This window comes from Ruminococcus sp. 8Y-12, from assembly GCF_058119865.1.
Genome location: NZ_CM176623.1, coordinates 505,088 through 530,168, shown reverse-complemented (window position 1 = coordinate 530,168; position 25,081 = coordinate 505,088). Strand labels below are relative to the sequence as shown.

General features: G+C 50.3%; 11 protein-coding genes. All 11 read left to right on the top strand.

All coding sequences use genetic code 11. From position 1 onward, the window contains the following. Positions 1-119 precede the first annotated feature (119 nt). The 11 genes from AC0THY_RS02010 (at position 120) to AC0THY_RS01960 (ending at position 24,942) form a co-directional block, all read left to right on the top strand. Positions 120-2,654 (top strand): glycoside hydrolase family 38 N-terminal domain-containing protein, encoded by a 2,535-nt coding sequence (locus tag AC0THY_RS02010; protein ID WP_489992802.1) that lies wholly within the window; start codon positions 120-122, stop codon positions 2,652-2,654. Positions 2,655-2,664: 10 nt separating this feature from the next. After that, positions 2,665-3,570, top strand: coding sequence for an ROK family protein (locus tag AC0THY_RS02005; RefSeq protein ID WP_489992801.1), 906 nt, complete (start codon positions 2,665-2,667; stop codon positions 3,568-3,570). 40 nt (positions 3,571-3,610) lie between these two features. Next, on the top strand, positions 3,611-5,371 hold the full coding sequence (locus tag AC0THY_RS02000) for a class I mannose-6-phosphate isomerase (RefSeq protein WP_489992800.1): 1,761 nt from the start codon (positions 3,611-3,613) through the stop codon (positions 5,369-5,371). A 344-nt stretch (positions 5,372-5,715) separates the two neighbouring features. Then, positions 5,716-5,967 carry a hypothetical protein gene (locus tag AC0THY_RS01995; protein ID WP_489992799.1) on the top strand — a complete coding sequence of 84 codons (252 nt, stop codon included), beginning with the start codon at positions 5,716-5,718 and terminating at the stop codon, positions 5,965-5,967. A 119-nt stretch (positions 5,968-6,086) separates the two neighbouring features. Next, positions 6,087-6,887, top strand: coding sequence for a prolipoprotein diacylglyceryl transferase (locus AC0THY_RS01990; RefSeq protein WP_489994133.1), 801 nt, complete (start codon positions 6,087-6,089; stop codon positions 6,885-6,887). Between the two features lie 181 nt (positions 6,888-7,068). Next, on the top strand, positions 7,069-7,806 hold the full coding sequence (truA, locus tag AC0THY_RS01985) for a tRNA pseudouridine(38-40) synthase TruA (protein WP_489992798.1): 738 nt from the start codon (positions 7,069-7,071) through the stop codon (positions 7,804-7,806). A 45-nt stretch (positions 7,807-7,851) separates the two neighbouring features. Further along, positions 7,852-8,643, top strand: a complete 792-nt coding sequence (locus AC0THY_RS01980) for an HAD-IIB family hydrolase (protein ID WP_489992797.1) — start codon at positions 7,852-7,854, stop codon at positions 8,641-8,643. A gap of 235 nt (positions 8,644-8,878) precedes the next feature. After that, positions 8,879-14,413 (top strand): beta-L-arabinofuranosidase domain-containing protein, encoded by a 5,535-nt coding sequence (locus tag AC0THY_RS01975; RefSeq protein WP_489992796.1) that lies wholly within the window; start codon positions 8,879-8,881, stop codon positions 14,411-14,413. Positions 14,414-14,438: 25 nt separating this feature from the next. Further along, positions 14,439-19,694 (top strand): family 43 glycosylhydrolase, encoded by a 5,256-nt coding sequence (locus AC0THY_RS01970; protein WP_489992795.1) that lies wholly within the window; start codon positions 14,439-14,441, stop codon positions 19,692-19,694. 262 nt (positions 19,695-19,956) lie between these two features. Next, complete coding sequence (locus AC0THY_RS01965) at positions 19,957-20,112, top strand: helix-turn-helix domain-containing protein (RefSeq protein WP_489994132.1); 156 nt, start codon at positions 19,957-19,959, stop codon at positions 20,110-20,112. Positions 20,113-20,142: 30 nt separating this feature from the next. Next, positions 20,143-24,942, top strand: coding sequence for an endo-1,4-beta-xylanase (locus AC0THY_RS01960; protein WP_489992794.1), 4,800 nt, complete (start codon positions 20,143-20,145; stop codon positions 24,940-24,942). The last annotated feature ends 139 nt before the right edge of the window (positions 24,943-25,081 follow it).

Genomic DNA, 25,081 nt, shown 5'->3' with positions numbered 1-25,081 from the left:
AGGAAAGCTGCTGCGCAGCCGCACATTGGCGCACAAAGTTGCCAAGCCCCTCAAAGATTGAGGGGGTGGGGAGCTGAAGCGGGATTGCCCGCTTTGTTGAACAATAAGGAGGAATGTATATGGAGTCAGGGAGAACATGGCGTGTGTGTTTGATTCACCACTCACATACGGATATCGGCTATACGGAGAGACAGGATAAGATTATGAGGTATCACTATGACTTTATCCGTCAGGCTATGGATATTCTGGATGAGGCGCATGGGAGCGGGAAAGAGGAGTGTCAGGGATTTGTCTGGCAGTGTGAGAACTACTGGCAGATCGCAAATTTTTATGAGATGGCGGATGAGAAAAGCTGTAAAAAGCTGGAGCACTACCTAGCCACGGGGGAGATAGGACTCAGCGGCAATTATCTGAATATGACGGAGCTGGTCAGCAGGCCCGCCCTGGATGAGGCTTTAAATGAAATGGAGGCCTATGGCGCCAGGATAGGCCATCCCATCACAGCGGGCATGTGTGCGGACATCAATGGTATGGCCTGGGGGTATGGGGATGCCCTGTATGAACATGGAGTCAGGTATTTCTATTCTGCGCTGCACACCCACCATGGGATGTTTCCCCTGTACCGGAAGATGATGCCCTTTTACTGGGAGACGCCTGGAGGAAACAGGCTGTTGGTGTGGAATGGAGACCACTATCAATTGGGAAATGACCTGTTTCTGGCCCCCCTCGGCGGAGCCTCGTATATGACGGGGGATGAGTACGCGCCTCTTTTGGAACAGCATTTGGTATTGAATAAAAATAGACGGGATACGGAAAGCGCAGAGAGGGTTATTTTGAAAAAACGAATTGAGCGGTACCTGGACAACCTGGAGGGGGAGGGATACCCTTATGGGATCGTACCCATCACCATTTCCGGAGTGCCCACGGACAATGCGCCTCCAAGCAGGCAGATTGCCCGGAGGGTTCGGGAGTTAAACCAGGATTACGGGGGGCGGATCACCTTTGAGATGGTGAACCTGGAACAGTTTTTTGGCTTGGTGGAGGAGAACTGTGCGGATATCCCCACCTATGGGGGAGACTGGCCAGACTGGTGGGGAGACGGGGTGGGTTCCACTCCCCGGGAAGTGAAGCTTTACAGGGAGGCAGTGCGCAAGTATGATATCTGCCGCAAACTGGACCCGGATCATGTGCTGGGGGATGAGGAGTTGATGCGGCAGTCTGTCAGGGAGCAGATGCTCTTTGCAGAGCATACCTGGGGATATTCCTCCAGTGTCTCGGAGCCCTGGGAGAGCCTGGTGGGTTCTCTGGAACTAAAAAAGGGCTCCTATGCGGTAAATGCCAACAGTTATGCAGCACGGAATCTGGACCGCATCCTGGAAGCAAAGGGGGAAGTGTCCATCCGGCACGACAGGCCGCAGGTGTATACGGTCTGCAATCCCCATGATCAGAGCCTGTATACAAAAGCATATCTGTATATTGAGCTTTGGGAGTATGTGGACGGGGTCCGCTACGACGGAAAAATACCCATCAGGGTGTTGGACTGCGCAACCGGGTCATCCATACCCTGCCAGGTGACGCGCACCGCCAGAGCCTTTCAGGTGGAGATTGAGATCCTGATGCAGGCCAAAGAGGAGCGCGTGGTAAAGATCCGGCGGATGAAACAGAATCCCCCGACGATTTCAAACCATGCCTGTGCGGGGGCGGAAGGGGTGGAGGATCTTTTGCTCAAAAGGAGATACCGGCATGATGAGGATGAGATTGAGACCGACTATTTTCTTATAAAGACCAGAGCGGAGGCGGGTATTTGCTCCATTCTCTATAAACCGGACAGAACAGAGCTGATGCGCTCTGATGCCGCGGAAGGGGCCTTCGGGGGAATCTATGAGATCTCGGATCTGGAGGGGGACCCCTGCGAGACGCGAAGACGCATGGGAAGAAACCGGAAATCAAAGGCAGCCAGGAGATATAGAGGGGTGCTGAGAAACCGGGCAGTGCTGGAAGAGGGAGATATCTACACGGCTCTGCAGCTGGACTACCAGCTGGAGGGAACTGGGGAGACCCAAGCGGCAGCAGGCTTTTTGTCCCGCAGGTCCTGTGTGCCGGGATGCCCGGACGGCTATACGATTCTGGTAAAAGTTTACAGGCATCAGCCCAAGCTGGAAGTGATGGTGCGCATTCAGAAGGAAACACGCCTGGAGCCGGAAAATCTCTACGTATCCCTGCCGTTTACAGCCGGGGAGGGGACAACGGTTTATCTGGATAAGACCGGATGTATCATTCGCCCGGGATATGATCAACTCCCTGGAACCTGCCAGGACTTTTATCTGATACAGAACGCAGTGCTGTTTCGCAGCAAAAAGAGAAATGTGGCGGTTATCCCAAAGGATGCCCCGCTTGTAAAGATCGGCAGGATGGAGGCAGGACCTGTAGCGCTATGTGGCGGGGCAGACCAGGCGAGGAACCAGTCCCCTGTATACTCCTGGCCCATGAATAATTTCTGGGAGACGAATTTCAAAGCGGATCTGGGAGGATTTTATGAGTTTGCATACACTCTTTTGGTGGATGAGGATAAATCTCCGGAGGCGATGTACCGTACCTGTGAGGCGGAGAATGAGGGGCTGCTGGCCTTTGGCACTCTGCCGGAGAGCTTGTGAGGGGGAGGATATGGAAAAGGTATACATATTGATGGATGTGGGTGGTACCCAGATAAAGGGCAGTGTGGCAGACCGGAACGGACTGATACTGGGAGAACCCATCTGCGCCCGGGCTCATTCCAGGGAGAGAGGACAGATTGTATTTGACGATTTTGCAGCATTTATACAAGGGCTTCTGGCAGGTGTGAGGGGTAAGGAGGCGGCGGGGGTGGCAATGGCGTTTCCGGGTCCTTTTGATTATGAGAAGGGCGTCAGCCTTATGCGGGGGCTGAACAAGTATGAGGGAATTTTTGGACTGTCCATTGAAGAGGAGTTAAAGAAAAGAGTACCTGAGATAAGAAATGCAAACTTCTGCTTTCTTCACGATGTGGAGGCATTTGCATTGGGTGAGAGCTGGTTTGGAGAAGTCAGAAATGTGGATAAGATCCTCTGTCTGTGTATAGGGACCGGGACAGGCTCCGCTTTTGTGGAGAATAGAGAGGTTCTAAAGAATAAGGGGAGGGGCGTTCCGGCAAATGGCTGGATATTCGATACGCCTTTTAGAGAGTCCATAATTGACGACTATCTGTCCGTCAGAGGGCTGGCATCACTCAGCAGGAGAATACTGGGGACGGAGGCCAGCGGAAGTGAACTGTATGCGCAGTGCAGGGAAAATCACAGCGGCGCCCTTTTGGTGTACCGGGAATTTGGGGAGATTTTGAGGGACGCCGTCACCCCCTTTTTAAATGAATTTAAGCCGCGGGCAGTGGTGATGGGAGGGCAGATCTCAAAGAGCTTCTCTTACTTTGGCCGGGCATTTAGGACGGAGTGCGTGAAGAGAAATATCCGGGTCTGTACGGAACCTGAGCCTTCCCTGCGCGCTATGCAGGGATTGCTGTTGGAGATGAGAAGACGCGGGAAAAGGGAGCTGCCCTGAAATGGATAATGGGGCTATACCACAGGAGGAGAACAGAAGAATGGATTTATTTGGAAGATATCACAACTATGAGCTGCATCCGGTGAAGGAAATTGTCGGTTTTGAGAATGAGGCGTGGGAGGGGGTGGATCAGGTGTCTGCCCAACTTTCCGGGGAAATACAAAGGATATTGAAAAATAAGAAACGGGTTATTGTCTGCCTGGATTTTTATCCGGGAGTGGACAGGGAGGAAATCTTAAAGATAGCCGGATCTTTGCAGCCGGACCGGGTCTTTGACATGGAGGAGTTTGTCAGAAGTGAAACGGAACTGGACAGGGAGCTGGAGGAGTATCTGACCGAAGACAGGGTTTTTGGCGTGATGTGCCGCAGGACGATGGAGAGCTTTTTTGACAGGGGGAAGCTTGAAAGAGCCGGGAGGGAGCTTGCGCAGGTCAAGGAGGGCGTATGCATGGCGGTCGGTGTGGGGGCAGGGCTGCTCGCCAGGGGAGATCTCTACGTCTACTGCAATATGACCAGATGGGAGATCCAGCTGAGATACCGGGCGGGCATGCCCAACTGGCACTGTAATAACCAAGATGCCCCTGTTCTGAGCAAGTATAAGAGAGGATTTTTTGTGGAATGGCCCGTAGCGGACCGCTATAAGAAGGCCCGGTATGAGGAGTTTGACTACATGCTGGACAGCGGGGAAAGGGGCAATCCCAGGATGATCAGCGGGAAAGCCTTCCGGGCAGGGCTGGAGCAAATAACCCGGGAGCCCTTTCGCATGGAGCCGTATTTTGCCCCCGGGGTATGGGGCGGGCACTGGATGCAGGAGAACTTTGGGCTGGATGCCGGGAAGGAAAACTTTGCATGGAGCTTTGATGGTGTGCCGGAAGAGAACAGCATAAATCTGAAGTTTGCGAAGGTGACCGTGAAGATACCGGCCATTGATGCGGTGCTTTACCGGCCCCGCAGGCTGCTGGGGGAGCGGGTACACGCCAGATTCGGCGCGGAGTTTCCCATCCGCTTTGACCTTCTGGATACTATGGGAGGGGGAAATCTTTCCCTGCAGGTACATCCTTTGACGGAATACATTCAGGATCACTTTGGGATGCACTACACCCAGGATGAGAGCTATTATCTTCTGGATGCGGATGAGGGGGAGGAGACTTATGTATATCTGGGGGTGAAAAAGGATGTGGACCGGGAGGCTATGGCCAGGGACCTCAAGCTGGCGCAGGAGGGCTTGTGTACATTTCCGGCGGAGGAATATGTGAACCGGGTTCCGGTACAGAGACATGACCATATCCTGATTCCTGCGGGTACGGTCCACTGTTCCGGGAAAAACACCATGGTTTTGGAGATCAGCGCCACGCCCTATATCTTTACCTTTAAACTCTGGGATTGGGGAAGAGTGGGGCTGGACGGCATACCAAGGCCCATCCATCTGGAACACGGTTTGCGGAATATACAGTGGGATCGGGACACAGAGTGGATTTATGACAATCTGGTGAGGCAGGAAAAGACGGTTCTGGAGAGATCGGGATGTAAAGTGGAGAGGACAGGGCTCCATGAGAGGGAGTTTATCGATACGCTGCGGTACAGCTTGACACAGCCCTGCACGGTAGAGATGGACGACTCTGTGCATGTGATGAATCTGGTAGATGGAAGCCATGTGCTCATTGAGAGTACGGATGACAGTTTTGCTCCGTTTGAGCTTCACTATGCAGAGACAGCCATTGTGCCTGCGGATGTGAAGCGCTACCGGATCGTGCCCAGGGGGGAGGAGATCATGCTGGTGGTGGCTTTTGTGCGGCGGTAGGGACACAACACGGCAACGACACTCTTCCGCGTTCGTCAGGGTTCGAAATCCGGGCTATCGCTCTGCTCTAGCAAATGGGCAGATCTGAGTAAACAGTTACAGCAAATCGACATTATGTGACTAAAAACGCAAAAAATAATTGCATGAATAAATAAAATATGTTATTATCGATTTACCAAATTATTGTAATTATTCAGTAAGTTTTCAGATATGTGTGAAATTAAATCTGTCTTTCATGACCGGATTTTCGACATTTAACTATTTTCATGCAGTCTGTACAGTCAATGCACAAAGCTGCTGAGTCGTTACATATTATGTCATTAGGATGTGAAAGGAGAAGAGTTATGGCAGTAGCATCATTAGTTTTAGGTATTATTGCAATTGTTATTGGAGTTTTTAGTGCAGGCGCTCTGGGGTGGCTGGGAGGTATTATTGGTATCGTTGGTATTATTTTAGGTGTACTTGCTAAGAAGGAGCCGGAAAAACAGTCAATGGCCACAGCAGGCTTTGTTTGTTCCATTATCGGTACCATTTTATGTCTGTTTATGTATGTTGCATGTATCGCATGTGTGGGTGGACTTGCAAGTCTGGCATAATTGCAGAAGCATTATTAAGGAACTTTGTGGGAATGCGCAGGCATTCCCCTTTTTAATTCATGAAAACTCTGTGGGCATATCTGCCTGCATTATCAAGAAAATAGAAGGATAGCTGAGTGATGGATGGATTGGGATTTTACGTGGGCAGATTTTTTATTGCATACTATGGGGCCTGTATAGCTACAGGCATCTTAGCGGCTGCATTAGTCGGAGGGTTTCAAGTCAAACGGTATGCAAAGAGCTTTGACGATTTTATACTCTTGTCAGCCATTGGAGGGTTGAGTGGAGTCATTGGTGCAAAAGTACTGTATTTGGCCGTTTCTTTTAAACAGATTGATTTTTCCAGATTAGGGGAACTTGAGTATATAAATACTCTTATGGCGGGAGGGTTTGTATTTTATGGTGGTCTGATCGGAGGACTCCTGGGATTGTTTCTATGTAAAAGACGCCTTCAAATAGATGTAACAGGGTACCTTTCTATCTGCATACCCTGTCTGCCGATTGCCCATGGATTTGGGCGGATCGGATGCAGCCTGGTGGGATGCTGCTATGGATGTCCTTATGAAGACTGGGGTTCGGTCATTTACCAAAACTCTATGTTTGCTCCAAACAATCAAAGACTATTTCCGGTACAGGGGCTGGAGGCATTATTGGACTTTATCATTGCAGGCATTTTACTATTCTATATAAATGGGTATAAAGGGAGAAAGAGTATGGAGTTGTATCTGGGTTTATATGCAGTTATGCGGTTTATATTGGAGTATTTCCGCTATGACGGCCGGGAGAGGGGGATGCTGGCCGGGTTATCAACCTCTCAATATATTAGCATAGGCATTATCGCCGGGCTGGTTCTGTACCATTTTGTGAAGAAAAATAGTTACTGTTCACTCAGGTCTGAGCATTTACTGCGCAGACCGTGAGAAAGTGATTCAAGGGTGCGTAAATCCCATCGCCAAAGGCGATTTTGCATGGATTTATGCATGTTACTGTGAACGTGTGAACAGTAACGAAAAATAAGGCCCTGTTAAAAAACGGTATTTGACAGCTATGGAAAACCAGAGGGTCCTGTGCTAGAATTTAGGATTGAGGAGGGAGCACATTATGCGCAATATAAAACTTACGTTAGAGTACGACGGAACCCGCTACAGCGGTTGGCAGCGTCTGGGCAAAGGAGAGTCTGTCAACACGATAGAGAATAAAATTTTGGACATACTATACAAGATGGATGGACAAAGGGTGGAGTTAAACTGCGGGTGCCGGACTGAGGCTGGGGTACACGCCTACGGGCAGGTGGTGAATTTCAATACCAATACTGCCATGAAGCCCTACGAGATAAAAAATTATCTGAACCGCTATCTGCCCATGGATATCGCAGTTTTGGATGCGGAGGAAAAGCCGGAACGGTTCCACGCAGCCTTGAACGCGAAGGGGACTACTTATCTTTACCGGATTTCCATCGGAGACGTGCCCAGCGTATTTGAGCGGAAATATACTTACTACAGCTTTAAGACTCCGGATGTGGAACGGATGAGAGCGGCTGCCGAGGGACTCTTGGGGAAGCATGATTTTAAATATTTTTCCACTGTGAAAAAGAGCAAGTCCACAGAGAGAGAAGTCCGAACCATAGATATTTATCAGGACCCCCAGGAGATACAGTTCACCATGACAGCCAGCGGATTTCTGCACAATATGGCCAGGATGATGGTGTCCACACTTCTGGAAACCGGGCTTGGCAAGAGGGAAATAGATTCCGCAGTGCAGGTGCTGGAGGGCAGGGAGGAGGCAGGCGCTCCGGCTGCAGCCCAGGGGTTGTTTTTGCAGGAAGTGATCTATCTCTAAAAAACGTTTGGAAAACGTATAAAATGAAACAGAGAAAGGACAGACATGGATAAAAAAGCACTATTTTACGACATAGACGGTACGCTGCTGAGCGATGTCACCGGAGAGGTTCCTGCCAGTGCCATGGAGGCGCTCAGGGCAGCGCAGGAGAAGGGACATCTCACATTTATCAATACCGGACGGACCATCTGTAGTTTGCCTCCGGAGTTGAAAGAGATGCCTTTTAGCGGGTTTGCCTGTGGCTGTGGCACGTACATCTCCTATGGGGATGAGATACTGCTGGCCAGATCCATTCCTCACAGGCGGGGCAGAGAGATCATACGGGTAATTCAGGAGTGCAACGCTTCGCCCATTTTGGAGGGACAGGAGGACTGCTACTTCTCAAGCAGAATGTCCAGATTTGAGCCGGTGGAGAACACCAGGCGCTACTTTAAAAGAATGGGAATCGGCATAGAGACCTATATAGAGAATGACAACTTTGATTACGATAAGCTGGTATTTTATGTGGATGGGCAGACGGACAGAGAGCGGCTGTTTGAGAACATGAGCCGGGATATGGATATCATGGACCGGAAAAACGGATTTTACGAGCTGGCGCCAAAGGGGTATTCCAAGGCCAGCGCCATAGAGTTTATCCTGGGACATTTTGGGCTGTCCATCGAGGACGCCTATGTATTTGGGGACAGCAGCAATGATTTGTCCATGTTCCGGTATGTGCCACATGCCATTGCCATGGAAGTGCATGATCCGGTGCTGGACCTGCATACAGAGTTTGTGACAAAGACCGTGGAGGAGGATGGGATCGCTTTCGCCATGGAACACTATCATCTCCTGTGAGTTTATAAAATTTTAATAATTTCCACCATTTTGACCTGGTCATTTCCGAAAATGACCAGGTCATTTTTGGGAATTGACCAGGTCAAAATGGTGAGTGAATAAAAAAACTACCCTTTTTCGTAAAATTTCTGAGGTCCCAATTAAGTTTAGTAAGAAAACTAACATTTCAAAGATTATAGTGTATTTTATTGTTTTGAGCGAAATGATAAGATAAATTTGAAAAGGAGGGAAAGAAATGGAGAAGAAACTGAAAATTTACAAGAAAAGGGCAGGAACTGTGATTCTCGCATCAGCACTTTTATTCACAACGATTCCATCAGGAATGCTCCACACGGAAGCGGCGGCAGCGGAACAGGGGGACCAGGAGGCAACCGCTTATTTTGTGGACTGCGGGGATTATGTTGTGAATACGGTCTGCGATGGGGATGAGCTGGGCACCCGCAACAGCGTGACCGACCAGGTGTACGGCGAGGACAGCGTGACTGGTTACAGATGGGGAATCGTGGATACGGTAAGCGATCCCCTGAAAAATGGAAGCAGCAATAAAGGAGGGGTATATACGGATAACACCTGGGCCTATGAGTTCAACACTGAGGCGCAGGATGTGAGCAGCAAGACGGGCTCCAACCGTTATACCAAGAATCAGTATGAGAACGGAATTGAGACAAGATATCTGGACTATAAATTTGAGCTGGAAGCCGGCACGTACATGGTGGAGACTTATATGGCAGATCCCTGGAACTGCTCCAAGAGTCCGTCACTTCTGTTGGACACGGAGTCAAAGACTGCAGAGGAAATCAGCAAGGACTTTAACAGCGGGAAAGGCCAGGTGCTCTCCCCCGGGGCAGCGTACTCAGAACAGGTTACTTTAGAGCAGGACGGAGACCTGACCGTGGGCTTCAGGGCAAAAGGGGATGCAAATAAGGCCATCAATGTCTGTTACATTAAGATCACAGATGTATCCAAGATCAACCCGGAAACGTATATTGACCAGGATATGCAGAGTATTTACTTTGGCTTTCACGATTTGACAAAGAATCTGAACCTTCCCTTGGCAGGGCCCAGTGGATGTGACATAACCTGGAGCTCTTCCAACAAACAGGTTCTCTCCGACCAGGGCGTTGTGACGCGGCCCGGGAGCGGGGAGGCGGATGTACCGGTAGAGCTGACCGCCACGGTATCCTACAATGGTCTGCTCCAAAAGTCAAAGGTATTTTCCTTTACGGTCTGTGCAGAGAGCACCCTGGAGGATTTAAACCATTTTGACCTGGATAAGGTAGCGGTTACGGACGCCTATTATAAGGCGGCACAGGATTCGGACATCGCGTTCCTGAAAAAATTTGACAACGACAGGCTTTTATCCAGATTCCGTGAGACAGCCGGTCTTGACACAAAAGGCATTCCTCCCTATAACGGTTGGGAAAACAGCTACATAGGCGGCCACAGTGTAGGCCACTACCTGACAGCCTGCGCGCAGGCGATCAAGGCAACGGGGGATGAGGAGCTGAAAGCCAAGCTGGCGGTCATTGTGGATGAATTGAAGAAATGCCAGGACAATCTCGGAACAGGGTTTATCTTCGGCGCACAGATTCAGGACCCCAACAATGTGGAAAAACAGTTCAACATTGTGGAGGGGAAGGACCAGGGAAATACCTGGGTGCCCTGGTACACCATGCACAAGATCATGGCCGGACTCCTGGACCTGTATAAGTTCGCGGATGATCCCGACGCGTTGGAGGTTGCCAAAAACCTGGGAACCTGGATCTACAACAGAGTAAGCAAGTGGGACAACGCAACACAGCAGAGGATTTCCTGGACAGAGTACGGCGGAATGAATGACTGCATGTATGAGTTGTACAAGCTGACCGGCGACACCAGGTACAGAGACGCAGCCCACAGATTTGACGATCCCAAGCTGTACCAGGAGATACTCAGCGGAAAACCGAACACCTTGAACCAGCGGCACGCAAACGCCACCATCCCCAAATTTGTGGGGGCTTTAAACCGCTATATAGCCTTAAAACAGGTCGAAACCAACGTATCCCCAGAGGATGAAAAGTATCTGGAATACGCAGAGGGCTTTTGGAGCCTGGTGGTGGAAAAGCACGCGTTTATTACCGGCGGCGTCAGCGACATGGAGCATTTTAAGGCAGACAACAGTCTGGATGCCGTCCGCACCCAGTGCAACTGCGAGAGCTGCTGCGCCCACAATATGCTGAAGCTCTCCAGAGAACTGTTTAAGATAACGGGCGAGAAAAAATACGCGGACTACTATGAAAATACCATGAGAAACGCCATCATGGGTGCAGTGAACACAGCGGACGGATCTGCCACTTACTTTACCCCTATGGCGACAGGATATTATAAAGTATTTGGTGATCCCGACCCCGCAAAGAATCAGTTCTGGTGCTGTACAGGCAGCGGCATGGAGAATTACACAAAGCTGGGCGACAGCATTTACTTCTACGGTGAGGATGCGCTGGTGGTAAACCAGTACGTGGATTCCAGGGTAACCTGGGATGAAAAGCAGATACAGGTAGTCCAGAAAAGCGATGTGACACGAAGTGAGACAGCGGAATTTGACATCAATATGCTGAACCAGGCGTCTGATGTGAAGATGAAGCTTTACCTGAGAGTACCTGACTGGATTGCAGGAGCGCCTGCGCTGACAATCAATGGAGCGGATACGGACTTTACGGTTTCCGGGGGATATATCTGTGTTGACCGGACCTGGAAGCAGGGGGACAAGGCAGTCCTTACCTATCCGATGAAAGTGACAGCCTATGGACTTCCGGACAACAGCACAGTTTATGGCTTTAAATATGGGCCAACTGTTTTGGCGGCGAAATTGGGAAGAGAGCAATGGAATGACCGAACCTGGGCCGGAGCAAATCTGACGGCGCCCGCATATAAGGTGGTGGGCAACGAGCAGGCAAGACTGAATGTGTCTTACGGACAGACTACAAGACAGATCCTGGGAACCGAGACCTTGCTGATAAAAAATGGTAAGTCCATAAAAGAATTTATGGACCAGGCAGACCTCTATTTCGAGAAAACCGGAACTGACGGAGAGCTATCCTTTAAAATCACAGGCACGGACGCGGATAATGTATTCAGCGACGGACTGACCTTTGTGCCGTTTAATACCTTAAATGACGAGCGGTATGGAATCTACTGGTATTTCCAGGCCGGTGATGAAGGAACCTCCGAGGACAAGATTCTGTCCGAAAAGGAAGAGGGAAGATTTGCCGCAAGCCTTTTGGATTCCATTCAGCCCGGATATCCCCAGTATGAGAACGATGACATTCACCAGATGGAGGAAAAGGACACCGAGTTCGGAAACCTGGAGGGAATCGGAAGCACCAGGTATGCAAAGCCGGGCGGCCATTTCAGCTATAACATGGTAGTGAAAAAGGGACAGAAAAATTCCCTGCTATGCCAGTTTGTAAAAGAGGACAATGGAAAGACCATAAAGATCACAGTGGGAGATACCATTATTGCAGAGGAAACCCTGTCCTACGACGGAGACGACAACCCTTACAGAGTATACTATGAGATTCCGGAGGCAGAGGTAAACAAAGCAAAAGAGATTACCATAGGAGACGAGACACACAGTGTGGTCAGGGTTCGGTTTGAGAGCAATAAGCAGGATCAGGAGAGCGCGCGCCTGGCGGGCGGACTCTATACTGCCAGACCCTACTCCAGCAATGCACAAATTACAGAAATCACTTCCAACCAGGGAGAGATAAGTAAGGACGGCGACAACTTTATCCTGGAGATACCCACAGGAATCAATCTGGCAGAACTGGATTTCACACTGGCAGACAAGATGGGCCTGCTGTATATGGACAATGTGCTGATCAATGACACCAAAACGCAGACTGTCCGTCTGAGCGGGGATTACACAACCATAGCCTTAAAAGCATATGGAGAAGATCACACAACATTTAAAGAATATTCTCTGAACATTGTTCGGGGAGGGGTTGCCAAGGGAGAAGAGATCATCAAGAATCCTGGATTTGAGGACGGCACAACAAACTGGGAAGGCTATGATTCCGCATCCCTGGAGCTGGGATATACCACACTCTATGCGGGAGCAAGATCCCTCAAGGTAGTCAACCGGACCAAGACCTCATCCGGCCCCTGCCAGGACATCACAGGGAAATTAAAACCGGGAAAGACCTATAAAGTATCCGGTGCCATTATATTCAAAGAGGGGGAGGCGTACAATCCAAACCCACCCAAGGAAGCGGTTTTCCATATGAGCATTTTCTACGGGGACAGATATGTGGACGGCAGCAGCATCCAGAATATGGCCACCCAGAAGATAAGCTTAGGGGATTGGGGAATCATAGAGGGAACTTACACAGTTCCACAGGACGCAGACCTGAGCAAGGTTCGGGTATTCTTTGAGACAGACTACAGGGCAACGCCTACGGAGCAGGATTTGATCTCATTCTTCCTGGATGAGGTGTCCATGAAAGAAGTGGACCCGCAGGAGGAGGACGAAGATCAAAAGGCTGCGGAGGCAGTACAGGCAAAGATCGGCGCCATCGGAACCGTTGTCTACACAGAGGAGTGCAAGGCAAGGATAGAGGAGGCCAGAAAAGCCTATGATCTTCTGACGGATGTGCAGAAGGGTCTGGTAAATAATTACGGAACCTTGACAGCTGCGGAGGAGACCTACCAGAAGCTAAAAGAGGAGGCAGAAAGCTCCGCTTCGGATCTGGAGGAGGCTATTAAAAAAGCCCAGGAAGCCCAGGCAGCTGCTGAAAAGGCCAGCAAGGAAGCAGAACAGGCCCAGAAAGAGGCCGAGGCTGCGAAACAGGAGGCCCAAAATGCCCGGGATGAAGCAGATACCGCTTTAAGCGAGGCAAAAAAAGCCCAGCAGGACGCAGAGGCTGCCAAGACAGAGGCGGAAAAAGCCGAAAGACAGGCGGAAGAGGCCAGACAGCAGGCGGAAGAGGCCAGACAGCAGGCAGGTGCAGACAGTGAGGCTGCAAAGGAGGCGAAGGCGAAGGCAGAGGCCATGGCAGCGGAGGCAGAGGCTGCAAGAAAGGCAGCAGAGGACAGCCAAAAAGCTGCGGATAAGGCAGCAGAGCAGGCCAGCAAATGGGCAGATGAAGCAGATAAAATGATGCAGAGAGCCGAAACGGCCCAGAAAGCAGCAGCGGCAGCAGAGCTTCAGGCCACAGCGCTCAAAGAGCAGGCCAAGGCCGACAGGCTGGCTGCAGAGGCGGCAGCCCAAAAAGCAGAGCAGGATAGACTAGAGGCAGAACAGAACCGCCAAAAAGCAGAGCAGGATAAAGCAGAGGCGGAACAGAATCTAAGGGAAGCCCAGGAGGCCCGGAAAAAGGCCCAGGAGCTCGAAAGCATGATCCAGGAAGCCAAAAGGAAGGCCCAGGAGGCCCAAAGGGCAGCGGAAAAGGCCAGGGAGGATATAAAGCCGGTTGCAGAGAAACCGGATGCCTCTGTAGAAGTAGCAGTAAAGAAGACAACACTCAAATCAGCCAAGAGTCCCAAAAAGGGCCAGATAAAGATTGCCTGGTCTAAAGTCAGCAAGGCTTCCGGCTATGAGATAAAGTATGGCGTAAATAAAAAATTCCGCAATGCCAAGACAAAGAGAGTGGGCAGCTCCAAAACAAGTTACACCGTAAAACGTTTAAAGAGCAAAAAAACTTATTATGTGCGTTTACGCGCTTATAAGCTGGTGGACGGTAAGAGAGTTTATGGACCGTACAGTAAAAGCCGAAAAGTGCGAGCAAAATAAAGAAAAGAAATGGGGGATTTACTAAATGAAAAAAGACAAGAACAAGCTATGGAAACAAGCCGGGACACTAGCGCTGTCCCTGGCGCTGGCAGTGACGTCACTGCCCCTTGGCATGGCCGAGGTAAAAGCATCCACCTCAACCATGACAGCAGATGGGCTGCAGTATTCCAATCCTGTGATTAATTCGGATGTGCCGGATGTGGATGCGATCCGGGTGGGTGATACGTACTATATGACCAGTACCACCATGAGCTACACGCCCGGTGTCCCGGTTATGAAATCAAAAGATCTTGTCAACTGGGAGATCTGCAACTATGTCTATGAGACCATGAGCAACGATAACAAAATGAACTTAAGCAACAGCGACGGAGATCTGAAAAACAACAATGGAAATGCTTATTCAAAAGGATCATGGGCCAGCAGCTTGAGGTATTTTAAAGGCACCTATTACTGCAGCTTTGCCTCCTACACCACAAATAAGACCTATATCTACAGGACCGACGACATTGAAAATGGGGCATGGGAAAAAGCAGAGTTTGACGGAGTGTACCATGACATGAGCCTTTATTTCGACGAAGAGACGGATAAAGGGTATATGATTTATGGCGGCACACCCATCAAGATCATTGAACTGAATGAGGACTATACCAATGTAGTGAAGGGAACGGATAAGGTTCTGATCCAGAAGCTCTGGCCGGAGCTGACCAATAATCCGCTGGGAGAAGGCTCCCATCTCATGAAGATAGATGGAAAGTTCTATCTGTTTCTGATCACCTGGCCTTCTGATCTGACTACTGAGGACGGAGAAAAGGTAAAAGGATGCAGAACGCAGCTCTGCTATACATCAGATAATCTCATGGGTCCTTATGAGCGCCATATTGTCTTAAATGACCAGGGCGCAGCCCAGGGACAGATTGTGGATACCCCTGAGGGAGAATGGTATGGATTTGTATTCAAGGACAGCGGCGCCCTTGGAAGAACTCCGGTATTGACACCGGTCACCTGGACAACAGAAGGCGCCAAGAATGGAATCAAGTATCCCATTCTCGGAGACAACAAAATGATGCCGCTTACGGGTGATATGCCCAAGACAGGGGAGCCCAGAACCACCATCGTGGATTCTGACGAATTTTATAACCAGTCAGAGGACGGTGCAATGGCGATGGAAGTTCTCCAGAATGGAAACTTTGAGAGCGGACTTACAGGATGGACAAACCGTGAGGGAACGACACTGACCCTTGTAAACTCACCTGTAGCCGGCGGAAAGCAGGCGTTAAAGGTTTCCGACAGAAGAAATACCGGATCAGGCGTTACACAGGATATCACCGGAAAGGTAAAGGCAGGCAAAGAGTACACCATATCCGGAAAGATACAGTACCGTTACGATGAGGCGGACGCTCCCAGCAGCGCATACCCGGACACCAAACAATTTTTTATGTCCATCGTATATGGAGACGGAACCATCAAAAATATTGCCAGCGCAAATGTCACCAAGGGGCAGTGGGGGGATCTGTCAGGAACTTATACGATACCAGCGGATGCGGATTTGAGCAAAGTAACCGTCTTTCTCGAGACTCCCTGGACTGGGTCGCCTGATGCATCAAAGGATCTGATGACATTTTATGCGGACGATCTGTCTATAACAGGCGAGGGAAGCAGGTTTACCAGCCCGGATGGCTCCAAGCTGAAACTGGAATGGCAGTGGAACCACAACCCGGACAATGCAAACTGGTCACTGACAGAGAATCCGGGATACCTGAGAATCCGAAATGCACGTACGGACAGGAGTATACTCCACACCAGAAATACACTTACACAGAGAGTATTCGGCCCCACCAGCAATGCCTACGTAAAAATGAATATCAGCAATATGAAAGACGGAGATGTAGCAGGTCTTGCCGGTATTCAGGAAAAGTACGGCTATATCGGAGTGAAAAAGGAAGAGGGCAAGTACTATCTGGTTCAGTCCAATACAGATTCGAAAAACAAAAACGGAATCGACAGCTGGAAAGAGGAAAATGAGAATGCCAGGATGGAGATTAATCAGGACGAGGTTCTGCTGAGAATGGCCTTTGACTGTACAACCTCCTGGCAACAGACAATTTCATTCTACTACAGCTTAGATGATGGCAAAAACTGGACAAAACTTGGAAAAACCTCACAAGTTGGATTTGAGTTAACTCATTTTGTAGGCACCAGGTTTGGATTGTTCAACTACGCCACAATAGAGGCCGGCGGCTACACGGACTTCGACTACTTCAGAGTAGAGCCGGGCAAAGTACAGGAAGGCGCAGTGACAGTAAAGGATGCCTGGACAGAGCAGGAAAACCTGGAGATCTTCGGAGATGAGGGAACAGAGGTAGAGATCCCTGTGATGATGGACACCACGGATACAGACTGCACTGCAATTGAGGCCACATTCTCCGTACCTGAGAATATGAAGGTTGTGGGCGTGGACTTTGACAAAGAGAATGTAACCGGAACCTGTGCCTATGAGGCCACGGCAAACAGCCTGGAGCTGAGAGTAGAGGGACAAAATGTAAGACACAGGGGCGGCAGATTTGCGGTAATCAAGCTGGCAGTGAGTGAGGCAGTCAAAGGGGAGAAACATGTTCAGTTAGCCGCAGACTGCATTAGAGGAATCGGAAAAAATATTGAATACGATGTAAGCGGAACAAAGACCAATATTGCACTTATCGGTAAGAGCGATATCCTGACCAGCGGAACCACAAAGACACCGGGCAGGACAAATCCGCTGATGGATCACAAGTTTGGCGCTGATCCGTATGCCATCACTTACGACGGCAGGGTCTATGTCTATATGACAAATGACAGCCAGCAGTATAACTTAGCAGAGAAGGACAGCAACGGATATCCCACAGGGGACAACAACTACGGAAACATTGCCACCATCAATGTGATCTCATCAGACGATATGGTGAACTGGGTGGATCACGGTGCCATCCCGGTTGCAGGGAAAAATGCGCAAAAGGACCCCAATGGTATTGCTAAATGGGCCAACAATTCCTGGGCTCCGGCAGCATGCCACAAGGTAATTGACGGAAAAGACAAGTTCTTCTTATACTTTGCGGACAATGCAAACGGAATCGGCGTGCTTGAGGCAGATTCTCCCATTGGCCCGTTCAGGGAGCCGGCCACAGGAAGCCAGCTGATCAAGAGAGGAATGCAGGCAGCGGACGGCGTTACATGGCTGTTTGACCCCGCAGTATTGGTGGACGATGACGGTACAGGGTATCTGTATTACGGCGGAGGTATCCCGGGAGGCAACAACCCCACCCAGGATCAGAAGGACTACCCCAAGACCGGACGCGTAGTAAAACTGAAAGACAACATGGTGGAAGTAGACGGAGATGCGGCAATGATAGACGCACCGGGGTTATTTGAGGATTCCGGAATCCACAAATACAACAACAAGTACTATTACACCTACTGCTCCAACTTCTCAACAAACCTTCCGGAAACAGGGCGCGGAAACATCTGTGCAATGGAGAGCGACAGCCCCATGGGTCCGTTCACATTCGTTGGAAAGGTATTTGACAACCCGGCCAATTTCTTCGGAATCGGCGGAAACAACCATCACGCATTCTTTGAATTTGGCGGACAGAACTATTTTATTTACCATGCTCAGACAGTAGGAAAGGCTCTGAATCTTCCGAAGGGCGGTTACCGTTCTACCCATATCGATGCGTTTGAATATGACCAGAACGGACATATTAAGACAATCAAGGGTACATGGAATGGAATAGCTCAGAAAAAGAACCTGGATGCTTATGCCAGAGTAGAGGCTGAGACCTTAGGATGGAGCAAAGGCATTACCACTGGAGACTGCAGCGAGCTTGGAGGCTTTGTGGAAAGTCTCAACCTGAAATTGACACAGATCAACAATGGTGACTGGACAGCCATCTCAAAGGCAGATCTGCAGTCAGGGGCAAAGACCTTTAAAGTAAAGGCAGCCGGATTGGCAGGGGGAACTCTGGAGATTCATCTGGATAAAGCAGACGGTGCATTAGTGGGTGAAGTAGTTATTCCGGCAGGCGACGGAAACACTTGGGAGGAATATAGCTGTAACGTAGAAGGCGCCCAGGGCATTCATGATCTCTATTTTGTATTCAAGGGAGCCGGAAGCGGCATAAGCCAGCTGTTTGAGCTGGATTACTGGCAATTCCTCAAAGACGGGGATGAGCCTGGCGGCGACACAGACTTAGAGGAAGCTATCAAGAAAGCACAGGAGGCACAGGCAGCAGCAGAGAAGGCAAAAGCAGAGGCTGAGGCAGCGAAAGAGCAGGCCCAGAGTGCGAAAGCAGAAGCTGAAACCGCAAAAGAGCAGGCCCAGACAGCCAAAGCTGAGGCGGATGCAGCCAAAGCGGCGGCAGAGAAAGCAAAAGCGGATGCCTTGACTGCCCAGAAGGCGGCAGAGCAGGCCAAAGCGGAGGCCGAGGCAGCTAAGAACCAGGCAGGTGCAGACAGCGCGGCGGCTAAGGAAGCGGAGCAAAAAGCCCGGGAAGAAGCAGCCAAAGCAGAAGCAGCCAAGAAGCTGGCAGAAGACAGCAGCAAGGCGGCTTTGCAGGCCAAGGCAGATGCCGAGAAGGCTATGAGTGCGGCTGAGGAGAAGGCAGCCAAAGCTCAGGAAATGATGGAAAAAGCGGAGACAGCTCAGAAGAAGGCGGAAGCAGTGCTGGCAGAGGCTTTGAATGCCCAGAAGAAGGCAGAGGAAGAACGTATAGCAGCAGAGGCAGCCCAGAAGAAGGCAGAGGCAGACCGACTGGCAGCAGAAGCAGCCCAGAAGAAGGCAGAGGCAGACCGTCTGGCAGCAGAAGCGGCAGCGGCAGAGGCAGCAGGTAACCTTGAGGCAGCCCAGAAAGCTCTGAAAGAAGCACAGGCAGCCCAGGCAGCGGCAGAGAAGGCGAACCTGGAGGCACAAAAGGCTAAAGAAGAGTTCCTGAATGCTTTGAACAAGAACAGCCAGAAGGTGACGGTAAAGAAGGTAAACCTGAAGTCTGTGAAGAGATCCAGAAAAGGCAGCATTAAGGTGAGCTGGGCTAAGGTAAGCGATGCTTCCGGATATGAGCTGCAGTATTCCACAAGCAGTAAGTTTAAGGGAGCAAAGACCAAAAAGATCAGCAAGGCAAAAACTACTTATACCCTCAAGAAGCTGAAGAGCGGTAAGATCTATCGGGTACGCATACGCGCTTACAAAATCGCAGAAGGTAAAAAAGTATACGGATCTTACAGCAAAGTCAGAAAAGTGAGAGTAAAATAATATGGTAACCATTCTTCTTCCAAAATAAGGTCCACGGTAAATGGATAAAATTTAGTACATTTATCGCAAAAAAAAGGTAGTTTTGCAGAAGAGTTTATGCTAAAAAAGCATCAGAGACACTGCCGCAACAGGTCAGCGCCTCTGATGCTTTTTAGCAAACGGACAAAAGGTCGTTGAGATTGGGGTTACGGACTATTTATTGAAACCGGTCACAGTGTTGGTTTGGCAAACCGGAACCTGGATGCCGTAAATATGATTCCAAATCATTCAGGCCAAGGAACTGCTTCGCTGCACAGGCATGAAAACCACAGAGATCAGCAGATGTCTGGGTTACAAGGACCCGCATTACTTTTATTATCTGTTTAAAAAGACCGTGGGGTGTACTCCGGGTGAGTACCGCAGGAGCAGCGCAGTGTAGATGGGGTGATGAAAAAGGAAAGGAGTAGAGATGCTATTAAAAAAATGTATAAAAAATGCGGCAATCGTGCTGATGACAGGTATGCTGTGTCTGGGCGGAATCTGTGTAAAGCAGGAGGTAAATGCAGCCGATTCTGGTATGCAGCAGTTGGAAGTATTGAACACTGGATTTGAGTCAGGAACAACGGCACCGTGGACCGGAAAAGACGGGGCCAGCGTAAAGGCTGTTGCCGGCGGAGCGAAAAATGGGAACTACTGCATGGAAATTTCAGGAAGGCCTGCCACTTACGCAGGGGCGAAGGCGGACATAGGAGCCAGCTTAAAGAACAACCAGATACTGGAATTTACCTCCTATGCCAAGTACACATCAGGACCGGATACCAAGACCATCCAGGTGACACTGTCCTCTGGCGGGAGATTTTTTAACTTTGCCAGCGGTAAGCTCAAGAAGAATGAATGGGGGGAAGTGAAGGGCAGCGTAATCATACCGGGTGACATTAACACTTCCGATGCGTTTCTTTATTTCGAGACGCCCTGGACGGGAAGTCCGGAGGCGGGGAATGACTTTATGAATATCTATGTGGATGACGCCAGGGCAACCATAAGATCCTTCAGCGACATCAGTGATTATCCGTCTTTGAAGGAATTGTACAAGGATGAATTCATGATCGGCGTGGCTTCACCCAATGGTGTGCTGACGACAAAGGTTTACAGCGACCTCATAAAGCAGCAGTTCAATAGCCTGACTATGGAAAATGAGATGAAACCAGGCTACATATTGGATCAGAACACCAGCAAAAGAGATCTGAACCGATACAGGGAGAGCGCTGCCCTGAACTTTAATTCCTGTAAAACAGGACTGGATTATGCAAAGAACAACGGACTGAAGATGAGAGGGCATACTCTGGTATGGCATGCGCAGACGCCGGACTGGTTTTTCTATGAAAACTATGATACCGGAGGAGCGCTTGCCAGCAAAGAGCTGATGCTTAAGCGCATGGAGAATTACATTAAGGGTGTAATCGAATGGACGGAAAGCAATTACCCCGGGGTAATCTATGCCTGGGATGTAGTGAATGAGGCGGTGGCTGACTACTTTGGCGCCGGCCCGGCGGGGCTGCGCACGGAAGGAAGCATGTGGTATAAGACCATAGGGGACAGTTTTGTGGAAAAGGCTTTTGAATTTGCCAGGAAATACACAAAGCAGTACGCTCCGGACCGTACCATAAAGCTCTTTTACAATGATTATAATGAATATTTTCCGGCCAAGAGAGACGGGATTATTAAGCTGCTCAAACCTATCAAGGAGGCTGGAAATATTGATGGAGTAGGTATGCAGAGCCATATCAACACGGACCGACCTCTTGAGGGAGACAGCGGCTATATCACGGCTGTGCGCAAGTTCAGCAGTGAGTTGGGACTTGAGATCCATTGCACAGAGATGGATGTTGTACTGGGAAGAGGAGCGACCATGGAGTCACAGGGGCAATATTTAAAAAGTCTGTTCAGCGCTCTGCTCAGGGAAAAGAGAAGCGGCGCAAAGATTACCTGTGTTACCTTCTGGGGACTTACAGACGACCTGTCCTGGATAGACAGTAAGGACTGCCTGCTGTTCCTGGGAGATTTGAGCAGGAAACCGGCCTTTGAGGGCATCGTGGATGCTATAAACCAGGCGGGGTCTGACACACCCGGAGAAAATCTGATCACAAACGGCAGCTTTGAGCAGGACCAGGAGGGCTGGGCACCCAATGAGGAGGCAGAACTGGGGCTGGGGTACACGACCGTCTATGACGGTTCCCGCTCCTTAAAGATCAGCGGCCGCACCCGGACCGCCTCGGGAGCCATCCAGGACATCACCGGAAAGGTGGCAAAAGGCAGGACCTATGAGGTGAGCGCTGCCGTAAGGTACAATTTATCTGAAAATGCCCAGGCTGCAGGAAATACGACCTTTCACATGAGTATCTTTTACGGAAACAATTATGTGGGTAATGAGAGTATCGAAAACATGGCCAGCGTGACCACTAAGGCAGACTCGTGGGCAATCCTGCGGGGGACCTATACCATACCGGAGTATGCAGATCTGAGCAGGGTGAGAGTGTTCGTTGAGACGAACTTTAGCTCAAACCCCACAGCCCAGGATCTGGTGACCTTTTTCGTGGATGGGGTATCCATGAGAGATATCCAGGGCTCCGGCGGTGACGATGGGGACCAGAAGGCAGCGAAGGCCGTGGAAGGCAAGATAGAGGCCATAGGGGAAGTGGAGTACACGGAAGCCAGCAGGGGGAAGATAGAGGGGGCCAGAGAGGCGTACGAGGCCCTGAGTGAGGCCCAGAAAAAGCTGGTGGGGAACTACAAAGACCTGACCCAGGCGGAAGAGCGCTACCAAGAGCTGAAGGCCCAGGCCGAACAGGCATTGGCGGACCAGAAGGCAGCTGAGGCTGTAAAAGGCAAGATAGAGGCCATAGGGGGAGTAGAGTACACAGAAGCCAGCAGAGTGAAAATAGAGGGAGCCAGAGAGGCGTACGAGGCCCTGAGTGAGACTCAGAAGAAGCTGGTGGGGAACTACCGCACCCTGGTTGAAGCGGAAGAGCGCTACAAAAAACTGAAAGCCCAGGCCGAACAGGGATTGGCGGATCAGAAAGCTGCGGAGGCCGTAGAAAGCAAGATAAAGGCCATAGGGGAAGTGGAATACACGGAAGCCAGCAGGGGGAAGATAGAGGGGGCCAGAGAGGCATACGAGGCCCTGAGTGAGACTCAGAAGAAGCTGGTGGGGAATTACCGCACCCTGGCAGAAGCGGAAGAGCGCTACAAAGAGCTGAAAACCCAGGCCGAGCAGGCATTGGCGGACCAGAAAGCGGCAGAAGCTGTAGAAAGCAAGATAGAGGCCATAGGGGAGGTAGCGTACACAGAATCCAGCAAAGCGAAGATAGAGGGAGCCAGAGAGGCGTACGAGGCTCTGAGTAATGTCCAAAAGGGGCTGGTGGGGAACTACCGCATCCTGGCAGAAGCGGAAGAGCGTTACAAAGAGCTGAAAGCTCAGGCCGAACAGGCATTGGCGGACCGGAAGGCGGCAGAAGCCGTAGAAGATAAGATAAAGGCCATAGGGGAAGTGGAGTATACGGAAGCCAGCAGGGAGAAGATAGAAGGAGCCAGAGAGGCATATGAGGCCCTGAGTGAGGCCCAGAGGAGGCTGGTGGAGAACTATCCCGTCCTGTCAGAAGCGGAAGAGCGTTATAGAGAGCTAAAGGCCCAGGCCGAACAGGAATTAGCGGACCAGAAGGCAGCAGAGGCCGTGGAAGGCAAGATAGAGGCCATAGGGGAAGTGGAGTACACAGAAGCCAGCAAAGCGAAGATAGAGGAAGCCAGAGAGGCATACCAGGCTCTGAGCGGTGTCCAAAAGAAGCTGGTGAAAAACTATAGTATGCTGACACAGGCGGAAGAACGCTACAAAGAGCTGAAGACTCAGGCCGAGCAGACATTGGCGGACCAGAAGGCAGCAGAGGCCGTGGAAGGCAAGATAGAGGCCATAGGGGAAGTGGAGTATACAGAAGCCAGCAAAGCGAAGATAGAGGAAGCCAGAGAGGCGTTTGAGTCCTTAAGCGATGTCCAAAAAGAGCTGGTGGAGAACTATAGTACCCTGGTGGAAGCGGAGGTGCGCTACGAACAGTATGTAAATGATGAAAAGACGGACCGGGAAAAGGCAGCTGCCGTACAGGAACGTATTTCTGCAATCGGAACTGTGGAATACACGGCGGAGAGCAAGGGCAGGATCGATGCAGCCCGCACATTCTACGATGACCTGACACCAATCCAAAAGAGCATGGTAATCAATTATGACATTCTGACCCAGGCTGAGGATGCGTACGCAGTTCTGAAGGCCCAGGCTGAGGAGGACCTGCGAGTTGCAGGGGAAGTTCAAAGCCTCATTGCGTCTATAGGGACAGTTAACTATACACAAAGCTGTAAGGAGTCTATTGAGGCGGCCAGAAAAGCATACAATGCCCTGAGTGATGTCCAGAAGACACTGGTCAGCAACGTTTCTCTTCTGACCGGAGCGGAGGATACCTATGCAATTCTGAGGGCACGTGCAGAGAAGGAGGAGGCAGACAGGAATGCAGCCAGAAGCGTAGAGGCAAAGATCGGAAAGATCGGAGCAGTATATTTGGCCGAGGAAAGCTCTTCCAGAATCCGGGAAGCCAGAGGAGCCTATGAATCTCTGACACCGGAGCAGAAGGCGCTGGTGGGGAATTATGGGGTCCTGACCAAAGCAGAAGCCAGATTTGAGGAACTGAAAAGAGAGCACGAGAAAGACAATAATGACAACCAGAACATTGTCCGGGGAGGGATCTACAGAAACGGAAACTATAGCTACAAGGTGACTAGCACGACAGATAGGACAGTGACGGTTGTAAAAACGCTGAAAAAGAACTTAAAGACGCTGCGCGTGTACGATCAGGTAAAATTGGGAGGACGCAGCTACAAGGTAACGGCAGTGGCGGGCTTGGCATTTAAGAATCATAAAAAGGCAACGTATGTGGTAATCGGAAAGAACGTAAAGGAGATCGGAAGCAGTGCATTTGCCGGGTGCGGCAAGATGAAAAAGCTGACCATAAACAGCAGGGGACTGAAAAAGATCGGAAGCAAGGCGTTTTACAAGTGTAAGGACTTAAAGCGCATCAGCATCAAAAGCACAGCACTGAAAAGTGTGGGCAAACGGGCTTTCCAAGGAATCTACAAGAAGGCTGTGGTGAAGGTGCCTGGCAGGAAAAGAGCGGGGTACAGAAAGCTTTTGAGGAAATATGGGCTTTCCAACCAAGCTAAGGTGGGTTAGCAAAGTTTAATGAAAAAAGACTGGTATGATTTCATCGGTTGGTGAAACTGCCAGTCTTTTTTTGAGGAGCCTGCGGATGGTTAAATATGATGCACAAAAAGAAGCCTGGCCTGCAGTAAAACATTGTTCTATAAAATTC

Excerpts from the sequence above, each read along its gene's own strand:
- AC0THY_RS01970 (WP_489992795.1), top strand. The coding sequence starts at position 14,439 with ATGAAAAAAGACAAGAACAAGCTATGGAAACAAGCCGGGACACTAGCG.
- AC0THY_RS01990 (WP_489994133.1), top strand. The coding sequence starts at position 6,087 with ATGGATGGATTGGGATTTTACGTGGGCAGATTTTTTATTGCATACTAT.
- AC0THY_RS02010 (WP_489992802.1), top strand. The coding sequence starts at position 120 with ATGGAGTCAGGGAGAACATGGCGTGTGTGTTTGATTCACCACTCACAT.
- AC0THY_RS02005 (WP_489992801.1), top strand. The coding sequence starts at position 2,665 with ATGGAAAAGGTATACATATTGATGGATGTGGGTGGTACCCAGATAAAG.
- AC0THY_RS01995 (WP_489992799.1), top strand. The coding sequence starts at position 5,716 with ATGGCAGTAGCATCATTAGTTTTAGGTATTATTGCAATTGTTATTGGA.
- AC0THY_RS01980 (WP_489992797.1), top strand. The coding sequence starts at position 7,852 with ATGGATAAAAAAGCACTATTTTACGACATAGACGGTACGCTGCTGAGC.
- AC0THY_RS01960 (WP_489992794.1), top strand. The coding sequence starts at position 20,143 with ATGCTATTAAAAAAATGTATAAAAAATGCGGCAATCGTGCTGATGACA.
- truA (WP_489992798.1), top strand. The coding sequence starts at position 7,069 with ATGCGCAATATAAAACTTACGTTAGAGTACGACGGAACCCGCTACAGC.
- AC0THY_RS01975 (WP_489992796.1), top strand. The coding sequence starts at position 8,879 with ATGGAGAAGAAACTGAAAATTTACAAGAAAAGGGCAGGAACTGTGATT.
- AC0THY_RS02000 (WP_489992800.1), top strand. The coding sequence starts at position 3,611 with ATGGATTTATTTGGAAGATATCACAACTATGAGCTGCATCCGGTGAAG.